At 67.9% G+C, this 21,817-nt stretch carries 19 protein-coding genes; 9 read left to right on the top strand and 10 right to left on the bottom strand.

Annotated elements, in window-relative coordinates:
• Positions 1 to 74 precede the first annotated feature (74 nt).
• Positions 75 to 431: a Clp protease N-terminal domain-containing protein gene (locus D5S18_RS27775; protein WP_120044029.1), complete on the top strand. Its 357-nt coding sequence runs from the start codon at positions 75 to 77 to the stop codon at positions 429 to 431.
• Here the strand turns inward: D5S18_RS27775 and D5S18_RS27770 are convergent.
• Positions 415 to 1,935, bottom strand: a complete 1,521-nt coding sequence (locus D5S18_RS27770; RefSeq protein ID WP_120044028.1) for an amino acid permease — start codon at positions 1,933 to 1,935, stop codon at positions 415 to 417. The two genes, D5S18_RS27775 and D5S18_RS27770, sit on opposite strands and share 17 nt — an antisense overlap.
• A gap of 176 nt (positions 1,936 to 2,111) precedes the next feature.
• Here D5S18_RS27770 and D5S18_RS27765 point away from each other — a divergent pair, with 176 nt between their 5' ends.
• Complete coding sequence (locus tag D5S18_RS27765) at positions 2,112 to 3,326, top strand: glycosyltransferase 87 family protein (protein WP_120044027.1); 1,215 nt, start codon at positions 2,112 to 2,114, stop codon at positions 3,324 to 3,326.
• Here the strand turns inward: D5S18_RS27765 and D5S18_RS27760 are convergent.
• A complete protein-coding gene (locus D5S18_RS27760) occupies positions 3,323 to 3,706 on the bottom strand; it encodes an ankyrin repeat domain-containing protein (RefSeq protein ID WP_439651179.1) in 384 nt (127 codons plus the stop codon). The two genes, D5S18_RS27765 and D5S18_RS27760, sit on opposite strands and share 4 nt — an antisense overlap.
• A 37-nt stretch (positions 3,707 to 3,743) precedes the next feature.
• Between D5S18_RS27760 and D5S18_RS27755 the strand changes: the two genes are divergently transcribed.
• Complete coding sequence (locus D5S18_RS27755; RefSeq protein WP_120044025.1) at positions 3,744 to 5,111, top strand: FAD-dependent oxidoreductase; 1,368 nt, start codon at positions 3,744 to 3,746, stop codon at positions 5,109 to 5,111.
• Here the strand turns inward: D5S18_RS27755 and D5S18_RS27750 are convergent.
• The gene (locus tag D5S18_RS27750; protein ID WP_239004035.1) at positions 5,108 to 6,490 is read right to left on the bottom strand and encodes an APC family permease; all 1,383 of its coding nucleotides are present in this window, start codon (positions 6,488 to 6,490) and stop codon (positions 5,108 to 5,110) included. The genes D5S18_RS27755 and D5S18_RS27750 overlap by 4 nt on opposite strands.
• A gap of 119 nt (positions 6,491 to 6,609) precedes the next feature.
• Here D5S18_RS27750 and D5S18_RS27745 point away from each other — a divergent pair, with 119 nt between their 5' ends.
• Together D5S18_RS27745 and D5S18_RS27740 are read left to right on the top strand one after the other, a co-directional pair.
• The gene (locus D5S18_RS27745) at positions 6,610 to 7,236 is read left to right on the top strand and encodes a TetR/AcrR family transcriptional regulator (RefSeq protein WP_120044023.1); all 627 of its coding nucleotides are present in this window, start codon (positions 6,610 to 6,612) and stop codon (positions 7,234 to 7,236) included.
• Entirely contained in the window at positions 7,233 to 8,372 is a 1,140-nt protein-coding gene (locus tag D5S18_RS27740) for a DmpA family aminopeptidase (RefSeq protein ID WP_120044022.1), read from the top strand. Before D5S18_RS27745 ends, D5S18_RS27740 begins: the two co-directional genes overlap by 4 nt.
• 67 nt (positions 8,373 to 8,439) lie before the next feature.
• Here the strand turns inward: D5S18_RS27740 and D5S18_RS27735 are convergent, their stop codons facing one another.
• Positions 8,440 to 8,829: a hypothetical protein gene (locus D5S18_RS27735; RefSeq protein WP_120044021.1), complete on the bottom strand. Its 390-nt coding sequence runs from the start codon at positions 8,827 to 8,829 to the stop codon at positions 8,440 to 8,442.
• A 189-nt stretch (positions 8,830 to 9,018) separates the two neighbouring features.
• Here D5S18_RS27735 and D5S18_RS27730 point away from each other — a divergent pair, with 189 nt between their 5' ends.
• Entirely contained in the window at positions 9,019 to 9,783 is a 765-nt protein-coding gene (locus D5S18_RS27730; RefSeq protein ID WP_120044020.1) for a trans-aconitate 2-methyltransferase, read from the top strand.
• Between the two features lies 1 nt (position 9,784).
• Here D5S18_RS27730 and mraY read toward each other — a convergent pair whose 3' ends face one another.
• The gene (gene mraY / locus D5S18_RS27725; protein WP_120044019.1) at positions 9,785 to 10,861 is read right to left on the bottom strand and encodes a phospho-N-acetylmuramoyl-pentapeptide-transferase; all 1,077 of its coding nucleotides are present in this window, start codon (positions 10,859 to 10,861) and stop codon (positions 9,785 to 9,787) included.
• 614 nt (positions 10,862 to 11,475) lie between these two features.
• Between mraY and D5S18_RS27720 the strand changes: the two genes are divergently transcribed.
• Positions 11,476 to 12,699: a glycosyltransferase 87 family protein gene (locus tag D5S18_RS27720; protein WP_158608002.1), complete on the top strand. Its 1,224-nt coding sequence runs from the start codon at positions 11,476 to 11,478 to the stop codon at positions 12,697 to 12,699.
• Here D5S18_RS27720 and D5S18_RS27715 read toward each other — a convergent pair.
• From D5S18_RS27715 to D5S18_RS27690, 5 genes are all read right to left on the bottom strand, one after another.
• Positions 12,677 to 13,870 carry an alpha/beta hydrolase family protein gene (locus D5S18_RS27715; protein WP_158608001.1) on the bottom strand — a complete coding sequence of 398 codons (1,194 nt, stop codon included), beginning with the start codon at positions 13,868 to 13,870 and terminating at the stop codon, positions 12,677 to 12,679. The two genes, D5S18_RS27720 and D5S18_RS27715, sit on opposite strands and share 23 nt — an antisense overlap.
• 232 nt (positions 13,871 to 14,102) lie before the next feature.
• Entirely contained in the window at positions 14,103 to 15,602 is a 1,500-nt protein-coding gene (locus tag D5S18_RS27705; RefSeq protein WP_120044015.1) for an FAD-binding oxidoreductase, read from the bottom strand.
• 2 nt (positions 15,603 to 15,604) lie between these two features.
• Entirely contained in the window at positions 15,605 to 16,507 is a 903-nt protein-coding gene (locus D5S18_RS27700) for a glycosyltransferase family 2 protein (RefSeq protein ID WP_239004034.1), read from the bottom strand.
• Positions 16,508 to 16,684: 177 nt separating this feature from the next.
• Positions 16,685 to 17,416, bottom strand: a complete 732-nt coding sequence (locus tag D5S18_RS27695; protein ID WP_239004033.1) for a PP2C family protein-serine/threonine phosphatase — start codon at positions 17,414 to 17,416, stop codon at positions 16,685 to 16,687.
• Positions 17,417 to 17,556: 140 nt separating this feature from the next.
• Entirely contained in the window at positions 17,557 to 19,200 is a 1,644-nt protein-coding gene (locus D5S18_RS27690; RefSeq protein WP_120044014.1) for a GTP-binding protein, read from the bottom strand.
• A 213-nt stretch (positions 19,201 to 19,413) separates the two neighbouring features.
• Here D5S18_RS27690 and D5S18_RS27685 point away from each other — a divergent pair, with 213 nt between their 5' ends.
• Both D5S18_RS27685 and D5S18_RS27680 read left to right on the top strand, forming a co-directional pair.
• Positions 19,414 to 20,898, top strand: coding sequence for an FAD-dependent monooxygenase (locus tag D5S18_RS27685; RefSeq protein WP_120044013.1), 1,485 nt, complete (start codon positions 19,414 to 19,416; stop codon positions 20,896 to 20,898).
• A 24-nt stretch (positions 20,899 to 20,922) separates the two neighbouring features.
• Positions 20,923 to 21,810, top strand: a complete 888-nt coding sequence (locus tag D5S18_RS27680; protein WP_120044012.1) for an SAM-dependent methyltransferase — start codon at positions 20,923 to 20,925, stop codon at positions 21,808 to 21,810.
• Positions 21,811 to 21,817: the final 7 nt, after the last annotated feature.

The following is a 21,817-nucleotide window of genomic DNA, read 5'->3' as shown; positions in this document are numbered from 1 at the left end:
CCGAGTTCACGGCGGCCGATAGGGGATTTCGGTAGCGTGGTCGGCATCGAGTTGCACGATCGAAAGAGGCCAGCGTGACCAGCATCGACCGGGACAACACCCTCACCACCATCACCGGCGCGGCCCCCGGCGTGATCATCGCGCTGCGTCGGGCCGCGCGGATCGCCGCCGAACACGGACACAACTACATCGGCACCGAGGATCTGCTGGCGGCGCTGCTCACCGCCGAGCCGATGCCGCTGCTCGAGGTGCAGTGGCAGTTGCGCGGCGGCGGGGCGCTCACCTTTCCCGAGGTGCGCGGCCTGGTGGAATCCATCATCCCCGGCCCCGCCATCGGCAACCACGGCCCCGCCGAACCGCCGAGGGTGGAGTTCGAGTGGTCGGGTCCGCACGCGGCGGCGTTCACCGAGGCCATCAATCGTCGATCGTGAGTGCGGTCTCGACGGTGCGGCGCGGTCCGGTGAACCAGCGTCGGGCCGAGACCGACCACCACACGCCGACCGCACCGACCACCGCGACGAGGGTCAGCGGCGCGTAATTTACGGCATTCCAGGTGAATTCGGCATGCCACGGGTAGCCCCCGACATCGGTAGGCAGGATGAACAGCAGGCTGATGACCACGATCCAGATCAGCGCGACGATGCCGACCGGCCGGTGCCAGCGGCCCAATCGCCAAGGGCCGGTGTGGAATCGAGCGCCCTGGCGCTGGCGCAGCAGGATCGGGATGCCGTAGGCGAGGTAGAGGCCGATGGTGGCCACCGAGGTGGCCGCGGCATAGGCGGTCGGCGCGTTCTCGACGGGCACCAGCATGGAGGGGATGAGCAGCACGAACGCCCAGAAGGAGATGAACAGCACCGCGTTGACGGGCACTTTGCGTGCGGACAGCCGCGCCCAGTGCGCCGAACCGGGGACCGCGCCGTCGCGCGCGAAGGCGAACAGCATGCGCGAGGCCGCCGTCACCGAGGCGTAGCCGCAGAACAGTTGGGCCGCGGCGGCGATGACGAGCAGCAGTCCGGACCAGAAGGGACTCAGCGAGTTCTGGAGAATATAGATGACGGGATAGCCGCTGTTCTTCTCCGGATTCAGCGCGTCGTCCAGGTTCGGAATGGCGAAGGTGACCGCCAGGATCAGCAGATAGCCCGCGACGGCGGAGACCACGATGGTGTTGATGATGCCCTTGGCCGCGCTGCGCGCGGCATCGTGGGTCTCCTCGGACATGTGGGCGGAGGCGTCGTAGCCGGTGAAGGTGTACTGCGCGTGCAGCAGTCCGAGCAGGAAACTGAAGGCGACGCCGCCGAATCCGATGGCGCTGTTCTCCACGGTTTCGGTGAAGACGAACGCGGCGCTCTGGTGGTGGTTCGCGCCGAAGCCGAGCACCAGCACGAAGATCAGCACGCCGCCCACATGCCACCAGGCGGAGACGTTGTTGATCACGGCGGACAGGCGCGGGCCGAGGGCATTGAGGATCGCGTGTCCGAGCAGGATCGCGATGAAGACGAAAAAGATTGCGGTGCGGTCGGTTCCGACGGGGATGCCGATCACGTTGAGTACGGCGGTGGTGAAGATCGCCGCACCGTAGTCGATGGAGGCGGTGACGGCGATCTGCCCGATCAGGTTGAACCATCCGGTGAACCAGCCCCACACCGGACCGCCCAATTCGGCCGCCCACCAATATAATCCGCCCGAGGTCGGGTAGGCCGAGGCCAATTCGGCCATGGCCAGGCCGACGAAGAGCACCATGACCGAGACCAGCGGCCAACCCCACGCCATGGTGATCGGCCCGCCGTTGGCCAACCCGATGCCGTAGCTGGCCAGGCCGCCGGTCAGGATGGAGACGATGGTGAAGCTGATGGCGAAATTGGAGAAGGCGGACCAGGTTCGGGCCAGGTCCTGCCGGTAGCCGAGTTCGGCGAGGCGACGTTCGTCCTCATTCATGACTGCTCCCGCGTGAAAACACCCGCGTTGTACGGTGTTTGGGACAGTGTGCGGCGAACTGCGGGCGATCGTCGGGGAAATGTGGAAATTGGGCGGCGGCGATCATGAATCCCCCTATTCGGACACCTCTGCCCGAGGTTCGGCCGCCCGCGACCGGGTCGGTATAGTCGCTTCGGATGACAAGTGTGACCACCGCGTTGCGGCCCAAGTCCGTGATCCGCCGTTTCGGGCCGCTGTGGCCGCTGCCGCTGGTTCTCATTGCCGGTTCCGCCGTGTACCAGTTGCTGCCGCTGTGGCCGCTGGAGCGCTTCGACGGTGTCTATATCGATCTGCAGGTGTATCGGCTCGGCGTGCAGGCGCTGTTCGACGGCCGCGATATGTACGCCACGCTGCCCGCCACCAGCCTGGGCATCGGGTTGCCGTTCATCTACCCGCCGTTCGCGGCGCTGGCGCTGAGTCCGTTCGCGCTGCTGCCGTGGGGGATCGCCAAGGTCGCCTTCTTCATCACCTCCACGCTCGCGCTCACGCTGACGCTCTACCTGGTGGCGCGCCGGATCTGGCCGACGCTCGGCACCGCCGCCATGGTCACGGCCTGCGCGGTTCCGGCGGCCATGCTGTTGGAGCCGGTGCATCAGACCCTGAAGTTCGGCCAGGTCAATCTGCTGGTCATGGCCTTGGTGGCGGCCGACTGCCTGACCGAGAAGCCGCGCTGGCGGCGCGGCATCCTGGTCGGCGTCGCGGCGGCCATCAAACTCACCCCGGTCGCGTTCGTGCTGTATTTCCTGGTCCGCCGCGAGTACAAGGCCGCGGTGACGGCGGCGATCTCCGGCGCGGCGGCGTCCGCGCTGGCCTTCGCCGTGCTGCCCGGCGCCTCGATGAAGTACTGGTTCGGCGGTATGGGCAATCTGTCTGGATTGAGTGGGTCGGCCTTCCGGACGAATCAGTCGATCCAGGGCATGCTGACCCGCCTCGGCGTCGAGAAACCGGCGAGCACGCTGATCTGGCTGGCGCTGGGTGCGGTGCTGCTGGTCCTCATCTGGACGGCCATGCGTCAGGCGACCGATCTCCCCGCGGTGGCCTTCGCGCTCAATGCGGTATTCGCGCTGCTGCTTTCGCCGATCTCCTGGTCGCACCACTGGGTGTGGATCGCGCCGGGGCTGCTGGCGGTATTCGGTTATGCGACGCGCCTGCCGTGGCGGCGGGCGCTGCCGTGGTATCTGACCGGGGCGGTGACGGCGGCCATCTTTGTCTACGGCCCGCAGGACTGGCTGCCCGGCGAGAACCGACGGGAAATGGCGTGGACGCCGTGGCAGCATTTCATCGGCAATACCTATGTTTGGTTCAGCGTGGCTCTGGTGCTGCTCTTTCTGGCCGGTCGAACGCGCCGCTAGAACAACTCGCCCTTGCCGAACATCCGGGCGGCCTCGCGAGCCGAAGGCGTGCCCGCGTCGGGGTCCGCGCCCGCCTCGAGCAGTGCGCGCACGATCTCGTCCTCACCTTTGAAGACCGCGCCCGCCAGGGGAGTCTGGCCCTTGTCGTTGGGCCGGTTCGGATCGGCGCCGCGGGCGATGAGGGCCGCGACGGCCGCGCCGTGACCGTGATAGGCCGCCAGCATGAGCAGTGTGTCGCCCCGGTCGTTGGTGAGATTCACCGGGACGCCCGCGTCCAGATACCCGGCCAAGGCCGCGGCATCGCCCGCGCGCGCGAGGTCGAAGACCTGTCCGGCCAGTTCGAGGACCCGTTCGTCGGGTGTGTTGGATTCGTCGCCCACCCGCCCATTCCTACCATCCGCGCCGTACGGTGCAGACATGAGTGAGCGACTGGTGGTCATCGGCGCGGACGCGGCGGGTATGTCGGCGGCCTCGCAGGCGCGCAGGCTGCGCGGCCCGGACGAGCTGAGCATCGTGGCCTTCGAACGCGGACATTTCACCTCCTTCTCCGCCTGCGGCATCCCCTATTGGGTGGGTGGTCAAGTGGCGCGGCGGGATTCGCTGATCGCCCGCACCGCCGAGGAGCATCGGGCGCGCGAGATAGATCTGCGGATGGGCGCCGAGGTCACCGAGATCGATGTATCGGGCGGTCGGGTGCGCGCCCGCGATCTGGCCTCCGGCGCCGAAACCTGGACCGGCTACGACAAATTGGTGATCGCCACCGGTGCGAGCCCGATCCGCCCCGACCTGCCCGGTATCGATGCGGCCGGAGTGCACGGGGTCCAGACTCTGGACGACGGTCAGGCGCTGCTCGACACATTGGAGGCGCTCGAGGGTCGGCGGGCCGTGGTGGTCGGCGGCGGCTATATCGGGGTGGAGATGGCCGAGGCGCTGATTCGCCGCGGATTCGCGGTGACACTGGTCGATCGGGGGTCGGAGCCGATGTCGACGCTGGATCCGGATATGGGTGCACTGGTGCGAAAGGCCATGTGCGATATCGGGATCGATGTCCGAAGTGGAGCGGAGGTCACCGCGATACGGACCGATGGGGGGCGGGTGCGGGCGGTGGTCACCACATCGGCGGAGATACCCGCCGATGTGGTGGTGTTGGGTATCGGCGTCGCGCCGGCCACCGACTTGGCGCGCGCGGCCGGGCTGCCTTTGGGCGAATCCGGGGGTCTGCTCACCGATCTCGCCATGCGGGTGCGCGGATTCGACAATATCTGGGCGGGCGGCGATTGCGTGGAGGTGCTGGATCTGGTGTCCGGGATGACCCGCCACATCCCGCTCGGCACCCACGCCAACAAGCACGGTCAGGTGATCGGGTCGGGTGTGGGCGGCGGTTACGCCACTTTCCCCGGTGTGGTCGGGACGGCGATGAGCAAGGTGTGCGAGGTGGAGGTGGCGCGAACCGGTCTGCGCGAGAAGGACGCCCGCGCCGCCGGACTCCAATTCGTCACCGTCGTCATCGAATCCACGGGCCGCGCGGGCTACTACCCCGGCGCGGAACCGATGACGGTGAAGATGCTCGCCGAGCGCGGCGCCGGCCGCCTGCTGGGGGTGCAGATCGTCGGCCGGGAGGGGGCGGCCAAGCGGGTCGATATCGCCGCCGTCGCGCTGACCGCCCGGATGACCGTGGCGCAGATGACGATGCTCGATCTCGGGTACGCGCCGCCGTTCTCCCCGGTCTGGGATCCGGTGCTGGTGGCGGCGCGCAAAGCGGCCGCGGCGGTGCGCGATTCCTAGGACTCGTGTACCGGGTCGGGCAGGGTCCACCGGTCGCCGCGGCGCGGATGCAGGTAGATCCGGTAGTAGAGCGCCCCGACGACCATGATGCTCACCGCGAAGGCGACCTGTTCCCAATTGTCCGACAGCGTCCGGTACACCACGTAGAGCATCATCGCGATGACGATCAGCGGCGGCAGCGGCCACAGCGGCATCCGGTAGCCGCGACTGACCGCGCCGCCGCGCCGCAGGCGCAGTGCGGCGATGGCGACGGTGAGATAGACCAGCACCACGGCCGCGCCGGTCGCGGTGATGAGCACCTTCATCGGCACGAAGGCGGCGGCCAGTGCGGCGACCACGCCGACGACGAGGGTGGCGGCGACGGGAGTGCGCAGTGTCGGGTGCACCGAGCCGAGCACGTCGTCGATGGGGCCGGGCCAGGAGCGGTCGCGCGCGGAGGAGAACAGCAGGCGCGAGATCTGCAGCACGATGGCGATGACGCCGTTGATGATGGCGATGGCGATGCCGAGGCTGACGATCTCGTTGACGATCGTGCCGCCGCGCGTGGTGAGCAGGTAGTTGATCGGGGCGTCGGCGCCGAGCAGATCCTGCATGTTCGGCGCGCCGAGCACCACGGCGGCGACGGGGATGACCTCCACCGCGACGGTGACGCCCAGGCAGATCAGGATGATCTTCCCGATGGATTTGACGGCGTTCTTGGTCTCCTCCACGTAGTACACGGCCTGGCCGTAGCCGTTGTAGGCGAACAGCGCCACCGGGACCAGTGCGGCGAGCGCGCCGATACTCACGGTGCTCAGTTGGCCGGAGTCGATGGTCTGCGCGTGCACGAACGCGCTCGGTCCGCGCTCGCTGTGGGCGAAGCCGAGGACGGCGAGCACCGTGACGGCCAGGATCTCGATACTGAGCGCGATGCCCGTGATCCACGCGTTGGCGCGGATATTCAGCATGGCGATCCCGGCGGTCACCACGATCACCGCGGCGCCGATCCATTTGCCGCTCAGGCCGGACCACACCACACCCAGGTAGGCGCCGGTGCCCAGTGCGATGACCGCGATGATGAGCACTCCGGTGATCATGGTCAGCAGGAAGGTGGCGAAGCCGGCGGATTTGCCGAGTAGTCGTGCGGCCCAGGAGTATTCACCGCCGGCGATGGGGTAGGTGGCCGAGAGTTCGGCGTAGCACAGCGAGACGAAGCAGGCGGCGACGGCGGCGATCAGGAATACGGCCACCGCCGCGCCGCCCGCCGCGCCGAGCACGGTCGGGGAAATGATGAACACGCTCGACGCGGGCGTTACCGCCGAGAGGGTGATGAGGATGTTCTCCCGTACGGACAGGGAGCGTGCGAGCTGTTGGGAGTACGCGGGCATCGGCTCTGACACGACGACCCCTTTCTTTGACGATGGGTCAAAGAATGACCGAAGCTGCTTGTGGATGTGGCAGAAACGGATTATTTTTTTGTTGACCAAGAGTCAGCAAATAGGGTTCTGATGGGAGACGGATGGGCAGGAAGAAGAACCAGGAGGCCGCGCGGGCCGCCATTGTCGAGGCCACCCTCACCGCCATCCACGAACGCGGGGTCGGCGCACTGCGGGTGCGCGATGTGGCGGAGCTGGCCGGGGTGTCCACCGGAACCGTGCACTACTACTTCGACGATTTCGGCACTCTGCTGCGCGAGGTGCACCGTCTGTCCGGCGAACGCTTTTTCACCGATCGGATGACCATGGTCGCCGGTCTCACCGATGCCAGGGCCAAGATGTGCGCCATGATTCGCGCGGGCATCCCCAAATCGGGGGACGATCCGCTCGTCGTCGCGCTCTACCAGTTGCACAACCACCTGAACTTCCGCGACGAGCACTCGGCGCTGCTCACCGCGCTCTATGAGAAGCAGGTGGCGCTGTATCTGGCCATCCTGGAAGTCGGTGTGGCACAGGGGCATTTCACGCTCACCGAATCCGCGCTCGATATCGCCAACAATCTCGTCGCACTGGAGGACGCGTATGGACTGCACATCATCACCCCCAATCGGGCGGTGCCGCCGACCCGCGCCGCCGCCCTGATCTGCTCCTATGCCCGCACCGCGACCAACTGTCCCGAAATCACGGCCGTAACAGAGGTGACCGAATGACGAACTCCCGCGCGCGCGATCTCGGCGTGGATCTGCCCGGAATTCCCGGCCCGCACAACGCCATCACCGACGTTCCCGGTATCGAGGTCGGCTACCGCACGCTCATCTCCGGGGCCGGGCCGCTCGCGGTGGGGCGCGGTCCGGTCCGCACCGGCGTCACCGCCATCCTGCCGCGCGGACGCGCCGGGGTGGGGCGGCCGTGTGCGGCGGGCCGCTACTCGCTCAATGGCAATGGCGAGATGACCGGCACCGCCTGGATCGATGAGGTGGGCGAATTGTCCATGCCCATCACGATTTCCAATACGCATGCCATCGGCGTGTGTCACACCGGGGTGATCGAATGGATCAATCGGGAGCATCCCGCGCTGGCGCGGCAGTGGTTGCTGCCCGTCTGCGCGGAGACCTGGGACGGCTACCTCAACGACATCAATGGCGCGCACGTCACCCCGCAGGTGGTGGGCGAGGCGCTCGACGCCGCCCGAACCGGACCGGTGGCCGAGGGGTCCGTCGGCGGCGGGACCGGGATGAACTGCTACGGCTTCAAGGGCGGTAGCGGCACCTCCTCGCGCCGAATCGCCTTCGGCGCCGAGACTTTCACGGTCGGGGCCTTCGTGCAGGCCAACTTCGGTTCGCGGGAGGAGTTGACGGTGGCCGGGGTTCCGGTCGGGCGGCTGTTGGACACCCCGAATCCGATGGCGACCGACGAGTGGTTCGAGCGCGATCTGCGCGTGCCGGGTGGGTCGGGTTCGGTGATCGTCGTGCTGGCCACGGACGCACCGCTGGACGGCGCTCGCTGCGAGGCGTTGGCGCGGCGGGTGCCGCTCGGGTTGGCCCGCACCGGCACCACGGGGAGTCTGTTCTCCGGTGATCTGTTCCTGGCCTTCTCCACCGCCGACGACAGGCCGAGTACGACATCGTTTCCGATGCGGGAGGTTTCGGTCGAGGAGATCGAGATCCGGCGGGTGCTGCCCTGGAATCGGATGGACCTGTTGTACGCGGCGGCGGTGCACGCCGTGGAGGAGGCGGTGCTCAACGCGCTGTTCGTCAACGAGGACATGACCGGACGCGACGGCCACCGCTCGCCCGCCATGCCGCGCGAAGCGGTTGCGGCGCTGGTGAATTCCCGCAGGTGGTGACGCGCGGCCGCCCAGTGCGTCATGGCGACGGAATGGACGACCGCGTCGGCGACCCGAGGGGAAATGATCAGGGCAGCACGAAGCACAGGGGGCCGAGGTTGAGGCCGGTCCCCACGTTGACGGCGGTCATGAAATAGGTCTCGCCCGAGATGTATTCGGCCGCCCAGATCTTGTGCTGACCCTTCTTCGCGGGCGTCCAGGTGGTGCTCGCCTTCCCGTTGGCATCGGCGGTGGGGCCGACCGGTTTGAAGGTGGCGTCGGTGCGCAATCCGTCGACCTCGTCGAGGAAGACCACCGAGGAACCCGGCCGCGCGGTCGCGGTGACCGTGTAGGAGCAGCCGGTGCCGATCGATCCGGAACTGCCGAAGCTCAGCCCGGTGGCGACATCGATGCGCGTCACCGACGCGCCCGCCTCGGGCGCGGCCAGGGCGAGCGCCGCCGCCGCACCGGCGGCCACGGCAACACTTTTCGCGATAGACAAAATGAATAACCCCTTCCGACACTGTATTTCCCCGCTATCGGGGCACGCCGAGCCTCGCATACCCCATCGGTGAGATCAATGCCCTTTCGTGGGCACAACTACACTCTTGCCGCCTTTGGGAGGTAGTAATACAGTACGTACGTACTGTTTGAAGGGAGTGCGACCATGTGGGATCCGAAGCAGTACCTCGCCTTCGACGACGAGCGCGCCCGGCCATTCTTCGACCTGGTGCGACGCGTCGGGGCCGCGTCGCCCCGGCGGGTGGTCGACCTGGGGTGCGGACCCGGAAATCTGACCCGCACGCTGGGCGATCGATGGCCCGGCGCGGCGCTGTCGGCGCTGGATTCGTCGGCCGAGATGGTGTCGGCGGCCCTCGCGAACGGGATCGATGCGGCGGTGGGGGATGTGCGGGATTGGCGGCCCGAGGCGGACACCGATGTCGTGGTGTGCAACGCGGTGCTGCAGTGGGTTCCCGGCCACGCCGAGCTGTTGGTGGACTGGGTGAAATGGCTGCAGGCCGGGGCCTGGTTGGCATGGCAGGTGCCGGGCAACTTCGACGCGCCCTCACATGTGGCGATCCGCGAGCTGGCCGGGATGGCGCAGTGGCGGGAGTTGTTGGGGTCCTCCGGGATACTCGAGCCGCGGGCGGTGCTGGATCCCGCGGGCTACGCCGAACTGCTCGCCGGGGTCGGATGTGCGGTGGATGCCTGGGAGACAACGTATTTGCAGCGGTTGTCGGGGACGGACCCGGTGCTGGAGTGGGTCACCGGGACCGCGCTGCGACCCGTGCGCGCCGCACTCGACGATGCGCGATGGGCGGAGTTTCGCGCGCAGCTCGCGCCGATGCTTCGGGACGCGTACCCCGTGCGGGCCGATGGCGCCACCTGGCTGCCGTTCCGGCGCGTGTTCTGTGTCGCCAGGGTGGCATGACCTACCCGATCGCCGCCAGATACTCACTGTAGAAAAGCATCAACCCCGCGGCGGCCGCCACACCCGCCAGTAGCCAGAACCGAATGATCACAGTCGTTTCCGCCCACTTGCTCAACTCGAAATGATGATGGAACGGGGCCATCTTGAACAGTCGATTGCGGGTGGTGCGGAACACGATGATCTGCAACAGCACCGAGGTGATCTCGGCGACGAACACCGCACCGACGACCACCATGAGCAGCACCGTCCGCGTGGTCACCGACAGGCCCGCCAGCAGCCCGCCCAGCGCCAGCGATCCGGTGTCGCCCATGAAGATTCGGGCGGGGGCCGCATTCCACCACAGGAAGCCCACACAGGCCGCCGCGCCCGCCGCGCACACCACCGCCAGGTCCAGCGGGTCGCGCACGTTGTAGCAGCCGACGCCCGGCCTGCTTGCGCACGAATTCGTGTACTGCCAGCAGGTGATGATCATGTACGCGCCCAACGCCATACCCATCGATCCCGCCGCGAGCCCATCGAGTCCGTCGGTGATATTGACCGCGTTCGACCAGGCCAGCACCAGGAAGCAGACAACGAGCAGGAAGACGATCACCCCGAAGGACACCGTCGCGATATCGCGGACGATCGACAGGTGCTTGCTGCCCGGCGTCAGACCCGTCTGTCCCGGAAACCGCAGTGCCAGAATGCCGAAGATGATCGCCGCGCCGAACTGGCCGATCAGTTTGCCCGTTGCGCTCAACCCCAGATTGCGCTGTTTGCGCAGTTTGATGAAATCGTCGAGGAAGCCGACCACACCCAGCGCGCTCGCCAGGCCGAGCACCAGCAGCCCGGAGGCCGACGGTCTATTCCCGTCATAGCGCAACCCCACCGCGTGCGCGCCCAAATAGCCCGCCCACATGCCGACCAGGATGGCGATACCGCCCATGGTGGGCGTGCCGCGTTTGGCCTGATGGCTTTCCGGGCCGTCCACCCGGATCTCCTGCCCGAACCCCTGACGGGTGAACAGCTTGATCAACAACGGTGTCAACGTGATCGAGACGGCGAGCGCGATGAACGCCGCGAACAGGATCTGCCGCATGCGCGCCCCCTTCCTGTGCTCGGTGGCGGTCGAATCTTCTGTCGGGGGAGATGCTAGCGATGCGACTTCCGTTCGGCGCGACCGTGTTTCGTTGATCGCCCCGCGCGAGTGGATACCGGACGGACGGTCCTCGGGTCGTACCTGCGTATGGTGGGGCCGTGATTCGCACCGCGGCGTTGGCCTATGTCCGGGATCCTCGGCTATCCTCCCAACGACCCTGGTCGAGCGGGTGCTTCGACCTGCTCACCCCCGAGAGCGCGGGCCAACTGTGGAAATAGCGGCGCGGCGCACGGGTTCGCCGCGTGATAGCGTTTGTCTCTTGTCGAGATGTTGGACAGTGATGAGGGACGCTGAATTATGCCGACACGGTTGATATTCGTTCGGGCTTGCAAGGCCGCGGTCGCTGGTGCGTCGCCGCCTTTCGGCGTTCTCGTTTTCTGAAATCCGTTGTCCTGCGTCGCCTTCCGGGCAGATGGCGATTCAGGGGATTCGCGTGATGCGTTCTGCTGCAACCTGATGAAGGAATCGAATCGATGGTTACTGTCGCACCGGCGACAGAGCCACCCGCCGCGCCCGCACGCGCACGCGGTTGGCCTGCACGAACTGTTCTATTGTTGGCGATCGCCGGTACAACGCTATCCATAGCTGTTTGGCTGCTGTTGCTGCGGCCCAACTGGGATGTGTACTGGCATCAGATCGATCTCCAGGTGTACATGTGGGGCGGTAAGGCGGCCGCATTGCATCCGGAGCAGTTGTACACCGAGCGCGGACCGCTGTATCTCCCATTCCTGTATCCGGTGTTCGCGGCCTGGATCTGCGCGGAGTTGGCGCGATTCCCGATCACGGAGGTGGGGACCGGGGCCACGATCATCACCCTGTTCGCGCTCTACGCGAGCGTGTGGTGTTCGGGACGTTTGCTGCGCTTCAAGAACAGTCCGGGTCTGCTGGCGGCGACGCTGGCGATCGGCAGCGTGGCGCTGTGGTTGGAACCGGTGCAGCAGACCTTCCGGTTCGGGCAGGTGAGCATCATCCTGATGGCGATGGTGCTGGCGGATCTGGCGATTCCGCAGGGGCGCTGGTATCGCGGCATTCTCCTCGGCATAGCGACGGGGATCAAACTGACGCCCGCCGTATTCATCGTGTACCTGCTGATCACCCGCCGATTCAAAGCCGCGGGGGTGGCGACGGCGGCGTTCGCGGTGACGGTGGCCATCGGCTTCTGGTATCGACCCGCGCAGCAGTGGCAGTTCTGGACGACGGCGGTGGCGCAGCAGAATCGGATCGGATTCGCGTATGTGCAGAACCAGTCGCTCAATGGCGTTTTCGGTCGGTTGCAGTGGACGACGTGGACCGATCACCTGCCGTGGTTGATCGGCGCGGGCGTTCTCGGTCTGATCGGTATGGCCGCGGCGCGCGTGGCACAGCAGCGCGGCGACGAGATGCTCGGCATTGTCTTGGCGGCCGGTGTGACGCTGCTGGTGTCGCCGGTGTCCTGGACGCACTACTGGGTGTGGGTGATTCCTGCCGTCATGTGGGCGGTGCTCGCGCTGCGCAATCAGGTCCTGCGCGTCGCCTTGCCTGTCGCGGTGCTGCTGTTGATGTTCGCCTATCCGATGCAGGTGGATGCGATCGGCTCGTGGGATACGGATCTGCCGCTGGTGCCGCAGGGGCTCATCTGGTTCGTCCCGCAGACGATGGGGCGCGAGTTCGACTGGACCGCGCTGCAATTCCTGGTCGGCAACTCCTACACGCTGATCGGTCTGGCCGCGGTGTTGATCGGCAGCTTGGCGGTGCTGCGTCCCAACGCGCCGGGGCCTAGCGCCCGAATCGGGCGTTGACCCAGGCCAGGGTGTCGGCGAACGAGGCGTCGAGTACGCCTCGGTGGTCGACGCCCTGGTAGGTGCGATAGTCGACGGGCTGACCGGCCGCGCGCTGCTGGGCGACCATGGCGTCGGTGGCCACGGCCGGGATCGTGGTGTCGGCGCGGCCCTGCAGGACGAGTACGGGCTGTGGGAAAGTCAGTCCGCTGGGATCGTTCTGGGCCAGCACGTCGAGGAATGCCGACATGTCCGCGGTGGGGGCGAAGACCTCGCCGCCGGGCAGTCCGCCCCACTTGTCGGCGTCGCGCAGGTCGCCTATGCAGTAGGTGTTGGCGAGGGGGAGCAACTCTTGGGCGCGCGGGGTGAGGAAGCGGGCCGGATCGATCGGGGCGGCTGTCTGCGCGCCGCGCACGATGAGGGGGATGAAAGGTGTCGCGCCGCCGCCGGTGAGCGCCGCGATGGCGCCGCTGCTCCCGGTGGCCGCGCCGAGCTGACCGGCCTGAAGTGCTAAGCCCTGATGGGAGGCGGGGGCGAGGGCCACCGCGCCGAGCAGACGCAGTTCGGGAGCCCACTGCTGGGCCCGGGCGTCGGTGAACAGTGCGGCCTGACCGCCCTGGGAGTGGCCCATGGCGATCCAGCGGTCGCCGATATTCGCATCGATTCGCCTGGCCGCCAACGCCATATCGGCGACGGCGCGCTGTTCGGTCTCGCCGATGAGGTAGCCGTGCGGACCGCCGGTGCCCAGGCCCTGGTAGTCGGTTTGGGCGACGGCATACCCGGCGGCGATCCACCGGGCCTGGGTGCGGCGCACGCCGGAGGTGTAGTCGTGGGAAGGGTAGTCGGGGCCGGTGTCGCGGGAGGGTGCGCAGGCATCGGCGACGCCCGTGGTGCCGTGGGCGAAGGAGATGAGCGGCCAACCGCCCTGCGGCGGGGAGCCTTCCGGGACGGCCAGGGTGCCGGAGACGGCTACGGTGCGGCCCTGCAGGTCGACCGAGCGGTACAGCACCAGGTAGTTGCGTGCGCCGGGCAGGGCCGGATCGCCGTCGAGTGATTGGCTCCGGATGATCGAACCGTGCTCGCCCGCGATCCGGTTCGCCTGCGCCGTGTAGAACGAGTCCGCCGAGGCGGTGCCCGCCGCGAGGGTGAGGGCGACGAGCGCGGCGACGACGGGGTATCCCAGCTTGGCCATGTCCGCAACATACCGGTGGGTCACGGGGTGATCGTGGTTCGGGTGGCGCGCCATGCGGCGATGGAGCCGAAGGTCTCCCGGTCGGCGAGGAAGCCCTCCAGTGCGAAGGTGGCCGCGCCGAGGCTGACCAGGTCGCTGCTGGTGGCGGCCGTGGTGATTCAGCAGCGGCGCAGCGGCGCAGCGGCGAGCGGGCCGTCGGATTGCCGACCTAGGTTCGTTCGCCGAGTGGCGATCAGGGCAGGGTGATCGAAAGGTTGTGGCGGAAGCGGTTTTTCGGATCCCACTCGGCCTTGACCTGCTGCAGGCGCGGGTAATTGTCGCGGTAGTAGAACTCGTGCCAGGGGGTTGTGGAATCGGCCAGGTCGGGATCCGGATAGTTGATGTAGCTGCCGCCGTTGCGGTCGTCGTGTACGGGCACCCCGCCGGTGTCGCGGTAGATCTCGCGATAGGTGTCGCGCGCCCAGGCGATGAATCGGTCGTCGGCCGCGGGATCGGACCAGGCGGCGTGGATGAGCATCTTCATGAACACGTCCCGTGCGGGCATCGCGGTGGCGTCCGAGGCGACGGCATTGATCGCGCCGCCGAAAGGGGCGAACTCCACGAAGGTTTCGCCCATGATGCCCGGATCGGTGATGGCCCGGTAGAGGACTCGCAGTTGCTCCGGCGAATACGGTTGGCGCAGCAGCGCTGTCTTGATCTTGACCCGCGCCGGATTCACGGGCGGCGCCGCGTAGTACCGGTCGACGCTGTCGAGATAGGAGACCCGTGCGGTGGGCAGTCGCGGCGGAGCAGGGAAGACACCGTCGGTGACGGTCGCGAGGAATTCCGCCAGCAGGGCGGCGGCGTCCGGTTCGTCGCTGTGCAGGAAGATCAACATATCGGCCAGGCTCTCGACCAGCGGGCGCAGGATGAGTCGGGCATAGAGTCCGGCGAAGCGATTGCCGGGCGCGCTGTGGCGGTGGTGGAAGTCGAGATAGTTGCCGACCAGCCGCACGAACGAATCCTCGGTGGCCAGTGGACGCGGCAGCAGCAACTGCGCCACCAGCACCGTCCCGGTCGGGCGGGGCAGCGCGGTGCGTGGGTCGGCGCCGTCGGAATCCGGTGCGCGCAGCAGGAATCGGGTCACCACGCCGAAATTGCCGCCACCGCCGCCGGTGTGCGCCCACCAGAGGTCGCGGTGCGGGCCGTCCTTGGTCGCGACGGTGAGTGCGACCTCGCCGCGCGCGTTCACCGTCGCCACCTCCACCCCGTACAGGTGGTCGGCGACCAGCCCGTGCCGCCGTGACAGCGGGCCGTATCCGCCACCGGTGATATGGCCGCCCGCGCCGACACCCTTGCAGATGCCGCCGGGAATGGTCACACCCCATTTGGACAGTCCGGTGTAGACGGTGTCCAGGGTCGCGCCCGCACCGATCGAGAAGGCGCGATGCTCGGTGTCCCAGTCGATCCGGTTCAGCGACTGGAGATCGATGAGCGACTTGGTGTCCGGGCTGTCGACGAAATCCTCGAAGCAGTGTCCGCCCGAGCGGACCGCGACGCGCAGATCCTCGCGCACCGATCGGGCCAGTGCGTCGAGCAATTCCGTGGTATCGGAGGGGATGTGCAGCCGGTCCGGGCGGGCGAGGAAGCGGCGGTTGTAGCCGTGTCGCGGGGATTCGGCATGCGCTATCGGCGCGCTCAACGCGAGCGCGCCCGCGGCCGCGGCGAGAAATGTGCGCCTGCGCATCGGCATCTTCAGAGATAGTCCATTGTGCGCAGGCGAATCGATCCCTGAATTCTGCCGATGAGAATTCCGGCGTGCAGTGCCCACAGTCCGGTCGGCACCCACGGGCGCACGAAAAAGAAAAGCGGATTGCAGAACACTGTGGCCGCGAGCGTGATCAGAGTCGCCCTTTTCGGATATGGCGGGCAGCCATTCGGTCGGTGTTTGGCATACACATCGACCTGGGTGCGTCCGTAGCCGATTGCCTGACGCAGTGCCTCGGGCAATGTCGTGCGCAGGCGATAGGCCACCATCGCTTCGGGGGTATGTCCGAGGGTGAGGCCCGCCTCCTCGATCATCCAGGAAATATCGAGGTCGTCACCGGCGAGCATATTCTCGTCGAAACCGCCGACCTTCTCGAAGGTGGTGCGCCACATGGCCATATTGTTGCCGTGCGCGAAATAGCGGTAGTGCGAGGGAAAGCGCTGGTCGGGGGCCGGGCATGGCCGCCATTTGGCGACCTTCGGGCTATTGAGCGAGTGCACCTCGATGGGTCCGCCGACCGCGTCGAATTCGGCTGCGGCCTCGACCAATCCGCGCAACCAGCCGGGATACACGCGATCGTCCTGGTCGGTGAAGGCGAGGAAATCGCCGTCGGCCGCAGCCGCGCCGGCATTGCGTGCGTGCGGTGCGCCCTTGGCATCGGAGGCGTCGATATGGCGCAGGCACAGCTTTTCGCGCAGCGGATGGTTCGCGAGATGTTGGCGCAGACCGTCGGTGGATCCGTTGTCGCTGATGATCACCTCGAAGGAATCCTGGTAGTCCTGCGCCGCGAGACCTTCCAACTGCACATCCAGCAATGGGAGTCCGTTGTATACGGGAATTACGACCGAAACCAGGTCGGGTCGTCGTGGGGCGCCTTCGAACTCGGGCACCGAACCTCCTTGTCATCGCCCAAGGGTTCTGCCGCAAGCCCCTGTGAAACAGCGATGGTTCGAAAATTAGCACCCTCTCACGGCTGGGAACCATCGTGACAATTTGCGCCGGCTATAACAGTGCCACCCCGAATTCGGGGATTTACACGCCGGTCGGCTATTCGTAACCGGCGTGGGCTATCGGCCGTCGACGAGGTAGGCGGTGGCATTGTCGGTGCCTGCCGCGCGCAAGGCGCGGCGCACCAGTGCGTTCGCCGTATCCTGCGGCGTAAGGCCCTCGGCGAGTGCGGATTTCAACTCGGCCATGGTGAGTCGACGGACGATCCCGTCGGTGGCGAGCAGCAACCTGCCCCGGCTGGAGCCGGTGCTCGCGCGACCGATACGGTCCGGCGGCGCGGTGCGGGCGGAGGTGGTCACCACGTGATCCATCCGGGGCGCGGCGGCAATGCCCTGTGATCGAAAATACTCGCCGACGGTGTGGTCGGTGGTGAGTTGGTGCAGCACACGGCCGTTCCAGCGGTAGGCCCGGCAGTCGCCCACCCAGGCGATATCGGTCGGGCCATCCGGACCGGGCGCGGCGGGCACGGCGGCGACTACCAGGACGCAATCCGCCTCGGGCTCCGGGAATTCGCGCAGCAGTTCCTGCTGCGCGGCGAGAATGCCGACCTGCGCGCCCGCCGTGGCGGCCGCCCGCGCCGCGATCGTCGCCGCGGTGCGGGCCGCCCGCGCCGCGAGCAGATGATCGCCGACCCCGTCGGCCACCGCGTACGCGCCGCGCCCGGTGGCCGGATCGGTGTACCCGGCCACCGCGTCGGCATTGATCGCGCGCGGACCCCGCCCGCTGGCGGTGGCCGCTACGAGGACGCGCAGCATGCGCGGATGCAGGACGAGGGTGGCAGCGGTGCGCACGGGGAGACTCCTCTCGAGCCGATGCCGAGGGGCGGCTCCATTCCAGTAAACCGCGAAATCCCGTGCACAACAGCAGAGTTACCGGTGTGATAGCTGAGAACGCCGATCGTCCCCACACCGTTGCCGAGCCGTGATCGCGCCTATGCCATCGGCGGCTGGTCCCGAATGGACTGTGGCGCAATGCAGGCCGCGTCGGTGCCCGCCCTGCGGATGGCGCGGTGCAGGATGATCGGGGTCAGACCCCGGAAATCGGCGGCGGTGGTGACCGGTCCCGCGAAACCGGTGCGCAGGACGGTGACGACGCAATCGGTGACGGGGCGGCCGTTGGGACCGGCCGCGAGCGCGGCGCGCACCGAGACTTCGATGGCGGTGTGGAAGGCGCGGGGGAGCGCGCCGCGTTCGGTTTCGCTGCGGTAGTCGATGCCCGACCCCGGCGGACCCGGCGCCACCCGCAGGCCGAGGGAGGCCCAGAAGCCGCTGGGGCAAGGTGCGCGATAGCCCATTTCCTCCGCGGCCTCCGCGATCGACAGCACGCGGTCGGGTGGCGGGGGTGTGCTGGGGGCGAAATGGGCGGTGAGGCCGAACTCGTGGGCCAGAGTGGCGGCGATGATCTGCTGTTGGATCTCGCCGCGCAGGGCCAGGGTGGCGGCGCCGTCCGGTTCGGTGCGCAGATCGAGCAGCGGGTCTTGGTCGGCCAGTTGGCGTAGCGCCGCGTGCAACCGCTGGGGGGTGTCGCTGCGGACCAGGGTGCGCTGGTCGGGGACGCCGAAAGCGGTGCCGCGTTCGCTACGGCGGGAGCCTGCCAATCTGTCGCCGACGCGGACCTCCGCGAGGCCGGTGAGGACCGCGATCTGGCCCGCTTCGAGGTGGTCGGCCGCCGGAACGACGTCGAGTCGGGTGACGTGTCCGGTGTACTCGGTGCCATCGGTGTGACGCAGGGTGAGGCGTTCGCGGGCGTGCACCGTGCCCGAGAACAGCCGCAGGTACGCGCGTTTCGGGCCTGTCGAACGGTCCATGGCGAAGACGACGCCATCGGCGGGCGCGGTCGGATCGGCCTGCGGCGGGACGATTCGGGCGAGGGTATCCAGCAGATCGGCGGTTCCGGCGCCGCTCAGCGCGGAGCCGAAATGGATCGGGTGCAGCTCGCCCCGGCCGATGGCGGCGTCGCGCGCCGCGACGAGTTGGGTGGCGGTCGGCGCCGGACCGTCGAGCAGTCCGGTGAGGATCGCATCGTCCACCTCGGCCAGCGTCTCGGCGTGCTCGGTGATCGGGATGGGGGCGATCCGGGCGGCGGAGGTGCCCGCCTGCTCGACCCGCGTCAGCGGAATCGCCCGGATCGCAAGCAGTTTCCGAATCTCGTCGACGAGATCGGCGTAGCGCGCGCCGACCCGGTCGATCTTGTTGACGAAGATCAGCACCGGCACGCCGAGTTCGCGCAGCACCCGCATCAGCACTCGGGTCTGCGCCTGCACCCCCTCGACGGCGGAGATCACCAGGATCGCGGCGTCCAGCAGTTCCAGCGCGCGATCCACCTCGGCCACGAAATCGGCGTGGCCAGGCGTATCGATGACGTTGATGCGTGTCCGGCCCAGGGCGAACGAGGCCACGGCGGCGCGCACGGTGATGCCGCGCTGCCGTTCGAGCAGTCCGGTATCGGTGCGGGTGGTTCCGGCGTCGACGCTGCCGAGGGCGGTGATGGCTCCGGTGTCGAACAGCAGGCGCTCGGTCAGGCTGGTCTTACCTGCGTCGACATGGGCGAGGATACCGATATTGAGAGTGGGCATGGGTGTCGAATTCCTTGAAAGTCACAGTCCGGTAAGGGATCTGGGGCGTTTCGCGGAATCGGCGCATGGGTGCTCCTCGGTGTGGTCGGGTCGCGGGACATGGTGGCAGTTCCCGCTATCGGTCGGCAAGTGGTTTTCGTTCCGTCCAACGGTCGAGGCCCCCGCGTGCGGCGGGCGACCCGATTACCCTGGGTTCGGGCGAAAGGGGAAACCATGGTGGTGATCGTCGCGGGGGCCGGGCCGACAGGGTTGGCGGCGGCGTGCGGATTGTTGCGGCGCGGGGTGCCGGTGCGGGTGTTGGACGCGGCCGAGGGGCCTGCCACCACTTCGCGGGCGTTGGCGGTGCAGCCGCGCGGGGCGGAGGTGTTGGAGCGGCTGGGGGCGCTGGGGGATCTGGCCGAGCGCGGGATCAATCCGATCGGTGCGACCGTGCATGCGGGCGGGCGCGATCTGCTGACCTTCCCGGTGGGCGCGGCCACGGCGGCGGGCCGTCATCCGGTGATCCTGGTGTCGCAGGCCGAACTCGAGGCGCGGCTGCGGATCCGACTGGCCGAGCTCGGCGGCAAGATCGAATGGGGTGCGCCCGTCGCGGGCGCGGAGCAGGATTCGACCGGTGTCCTCGTGCGGGTGGACGGTCCGGTCGGCGAGGTGCGGGGCGATTGGCTGCTCGGCTGTGACGGCGCGCACAGCGCGGTGCGCAAGATCGCCGGGATCGGATTTCCCGGCAGACCGATCATCGAGCGGTTCGTCCTGGCCGATGTGCATGTCGAACTGCCGGTGAGCCGCGCGGGAACCCACGTCTGGATGCACGAGGAGGGGTTGCTGGTGCTGTTCCCGCTGCCCGGTGCGGACCTGTGGCGAATCATCGCGGCGGTCGGTGTCGAGGAGGCCGATACCCTGGCCCAGCTCGCCCGGCTCGTGGCCGCGCGCACCGGGGGCGAGGTGCGGTTCGAATCGGTCGAGTGGATCTCCACCTTCCGTATCCAGCGTCGCCTGGCCGATACCTATCGGCGCGGTCGTCTCCTGATCGCGGGGGATGCCGCGCATATTCACAGTCCCTTCGGCGGGCAGGGGTTGAACACCGGGATCGGCGATGCGGAGAATCTGGCGTGGAAGCTGGTGCTCGTCGCCAAAGGTCTTGCGGGGGACGCGCTGCTGGACACCTACACCGCCGAGCGCAGGCCGGTCGGCGCGGATGTCGCGGCGGGCACCACGGGTGCGACTCGAATTCTGTTGGCGGGCAATGCCCCTGCCCGATTCCTGCGGGATCGGGTGATTCTGCCGATTCTGCGCGATCGGCGGCTGATGCGGCGGGTCACCGCGTCGGCGAGCCAGTTGGGGGTGTCGTATCGGCGGGGTCCGCTCGCGCCCCTTGGGTTTTTGTCGAGTTTGGGCACCACGCGCCACACTTCGGCGGAACATGTGCTGCCCGGTGATCGGGTGCCGGATATCGAGACTCGCACATCGGAGGGGCGGCAGACGCGGCTCTACGCGGCGTTGCAGGGGCGCTTCGCCGTGGTCGCGCCCTCGGGCTCGGTGCCGGATCTCGCGCAGGCGCGGCGACTCGGCGCCGAGCTGGTCGGATTGACAGCCGATGTTCCCGACCCGATGCTGGTCCGTCCCGACGCCCATTTGGCCTGGCGCGCGCACCGCGCTCGGGTATCGCCTTCGACGTATATGGATCTGCTGTTGGGATGATCAACACCGCACTAGCGTGGGCATATGCGCACCGATTCGGATAGCTGGGATATCAATACGAGTGTTGGTTCCACCGCTTTGTTCGTGGCGGCGACGCGGGCACTGGTGGGACGGGAGCCGGATCCGTTGGCGGTGGATCCGCTGGCGGAGGTGTTCCTGCGGGCCTCGGGTGGCGAATGGGTCGAACTCCTGGAGGGCCGGGCCGAGGGGCACGCGCTGCTGACACCCGAGTTCGGGCCGTCGTTCCTGGCGCATGTGGGCGCGCGGACCCGGTACTTCGACGAGTACCTGGCCGCGGCGGTTCGCGATGGGGTGCGGCAGGTGGTGATCCTGGCCGCCGGGCTGGATGCGAGGGCCTACCGAATGGCGGAACTGGAGGAGGCGACGGTCTACGAGCTGGACCGGGCGGAAGTCCTCGAATTCAAGCGCGAAACGCTGGCGGCGGCCGGACACAAGCCGCGCGGTGAGCGCAGGGAGGTGCCGGTCGACCTGCGCGGCGACTGGCCGACGGCGCTGCGGGACAAGGGTTTCGATCCGGCCGAGGCGACGGCCTGGTTGATCGAGGGCCTGCTCATCTACCTCGCCCCGCGGGCGCAGGACGACCTGTTCGCCGCTGTCGTGGCCAACAGCGCGCCCGGCAGTCGGGTCGCCATCGAGGCCATGGAGCCGCTACCCGCCGATCTGTACGAGAGCATGCGGAACGCGGGCCACGAGCTCGCCGAGGAGCAGCGGCAATGGGTGGATCTGATCTACAACGACCCGAGAGCCGATGCGGCGCAGTGGTTCACCGAGCACGGCTGGTCGGCACGGCGGACCGGGCTGGGTGAGTACCTGCGCGAACTGGGGCGCGAGCTGCCCGTCGCCCCGGTGACGTCGCACGTGTTTCTGGTGACCGCGCAGCAACCCCGCTGAAACGGGA

Source organism: Nocardia panacis (genome assembly GCF_003598715.1).
Taxonomy (GTDB): domain Bacteria; phylum Actinomycetota; class Actinomycetes; order Mycobacteriales; family Mycobacteriaceae; genus Nocardia; species Nocardia panacis.
This window is presented reverse-complemented; position numbering and strand designations above follow the sequence as displayed.

Excerpts from the sequence above, each read along its gene's own strand:
- D5S18_RS27770 (WP_120044028.1), bottom strand. The coding sequence starts at position 1,935 with ATGAATGAGGACGAACGTCGCCTCGCCGAACTCGGCTACCGGCAGGAC.
- D5S18_RS27685 (WP_120044013.1), top strand. The coding sequence starts at position 19,414 with ATGGTGGTGATCGTCGCGGGGGCCGGGCCGACAGGGTTGGCGGCGGCG.
- D5S18_RS27715 (WP_158608001.1), bottom strand. The coding sequence starts at position 13,870 with ATGGCCAAGCTGGGATACCCCGTCGTCGCCGCGCTCGTCGCCCTCACC.
- D5S18_RS27755 (WP_120044025.1), top strand. The coding sequence starts at position 3,744 with ATGAGTGAGCGACTGGTGGTCATCGGCGCGGACGCGGCGGGTATGTCG.
- D5S18_RS27765 (WP_120044027.1), top strand. The coding sequence starts at position 2,112 with ATGACAAGTGTGACCACCGCGTTGCGGCCCAAGTCCGTGATCCGCCGT.
- D5S18_RS27730 (WP_120044020.1), top strand. The coding sequence starts at position 9,019 with ATGTGGGATCCGAAGCAGTACCTCGCCTTCGACGACGAGCGCGCCCGG.
- mraY (WP_120044019.1), bottom strand. The coding sequence starts at position 10,861 with ATGCGGCAGATCCTGTTCGCGGCGTTCATCGCGCTCGCCGTCTCGATC.
- D5S18_RS27740 (WP_120044022.1), top strand. The coding sequence starts at position 7,233 with ATGACGAACTCCCGCGCGCGCGATCTCGGCGTGGATCTGCCCGGAATT.
- D5S18_RS27680 (WP_120044012.1), top strand. The coding sequence starts at position 20,923 with ATGCGCACCGATTCGGATAGCTGGGATATCAATACGAGTGTTGGTTCC.
- D5S18_RS27690 (WP_120044014.1), bottom strand. The coding sequence starts at position 19,200 with ATGCCCACTCTCAATATCGGTATCCTCGCCCATGTCGACGCAGGTAAG.
- D5S18_RS27705 (WP_120044015.1), bottom strand. The coding sequence starts at position 15,602 with ATGCCGATGCGCAGGCGCACATTTCTCGCCGCGGCCGCGGGCGCGCTC.
- D5S18_RS27745 (WP_120044023.1), top strand. The coding sequence starts at position 6,610 with ATGGGCAGGAAGAAGAACCAGGAGGCCGCGCGGGCCGCCATTGTCGAG.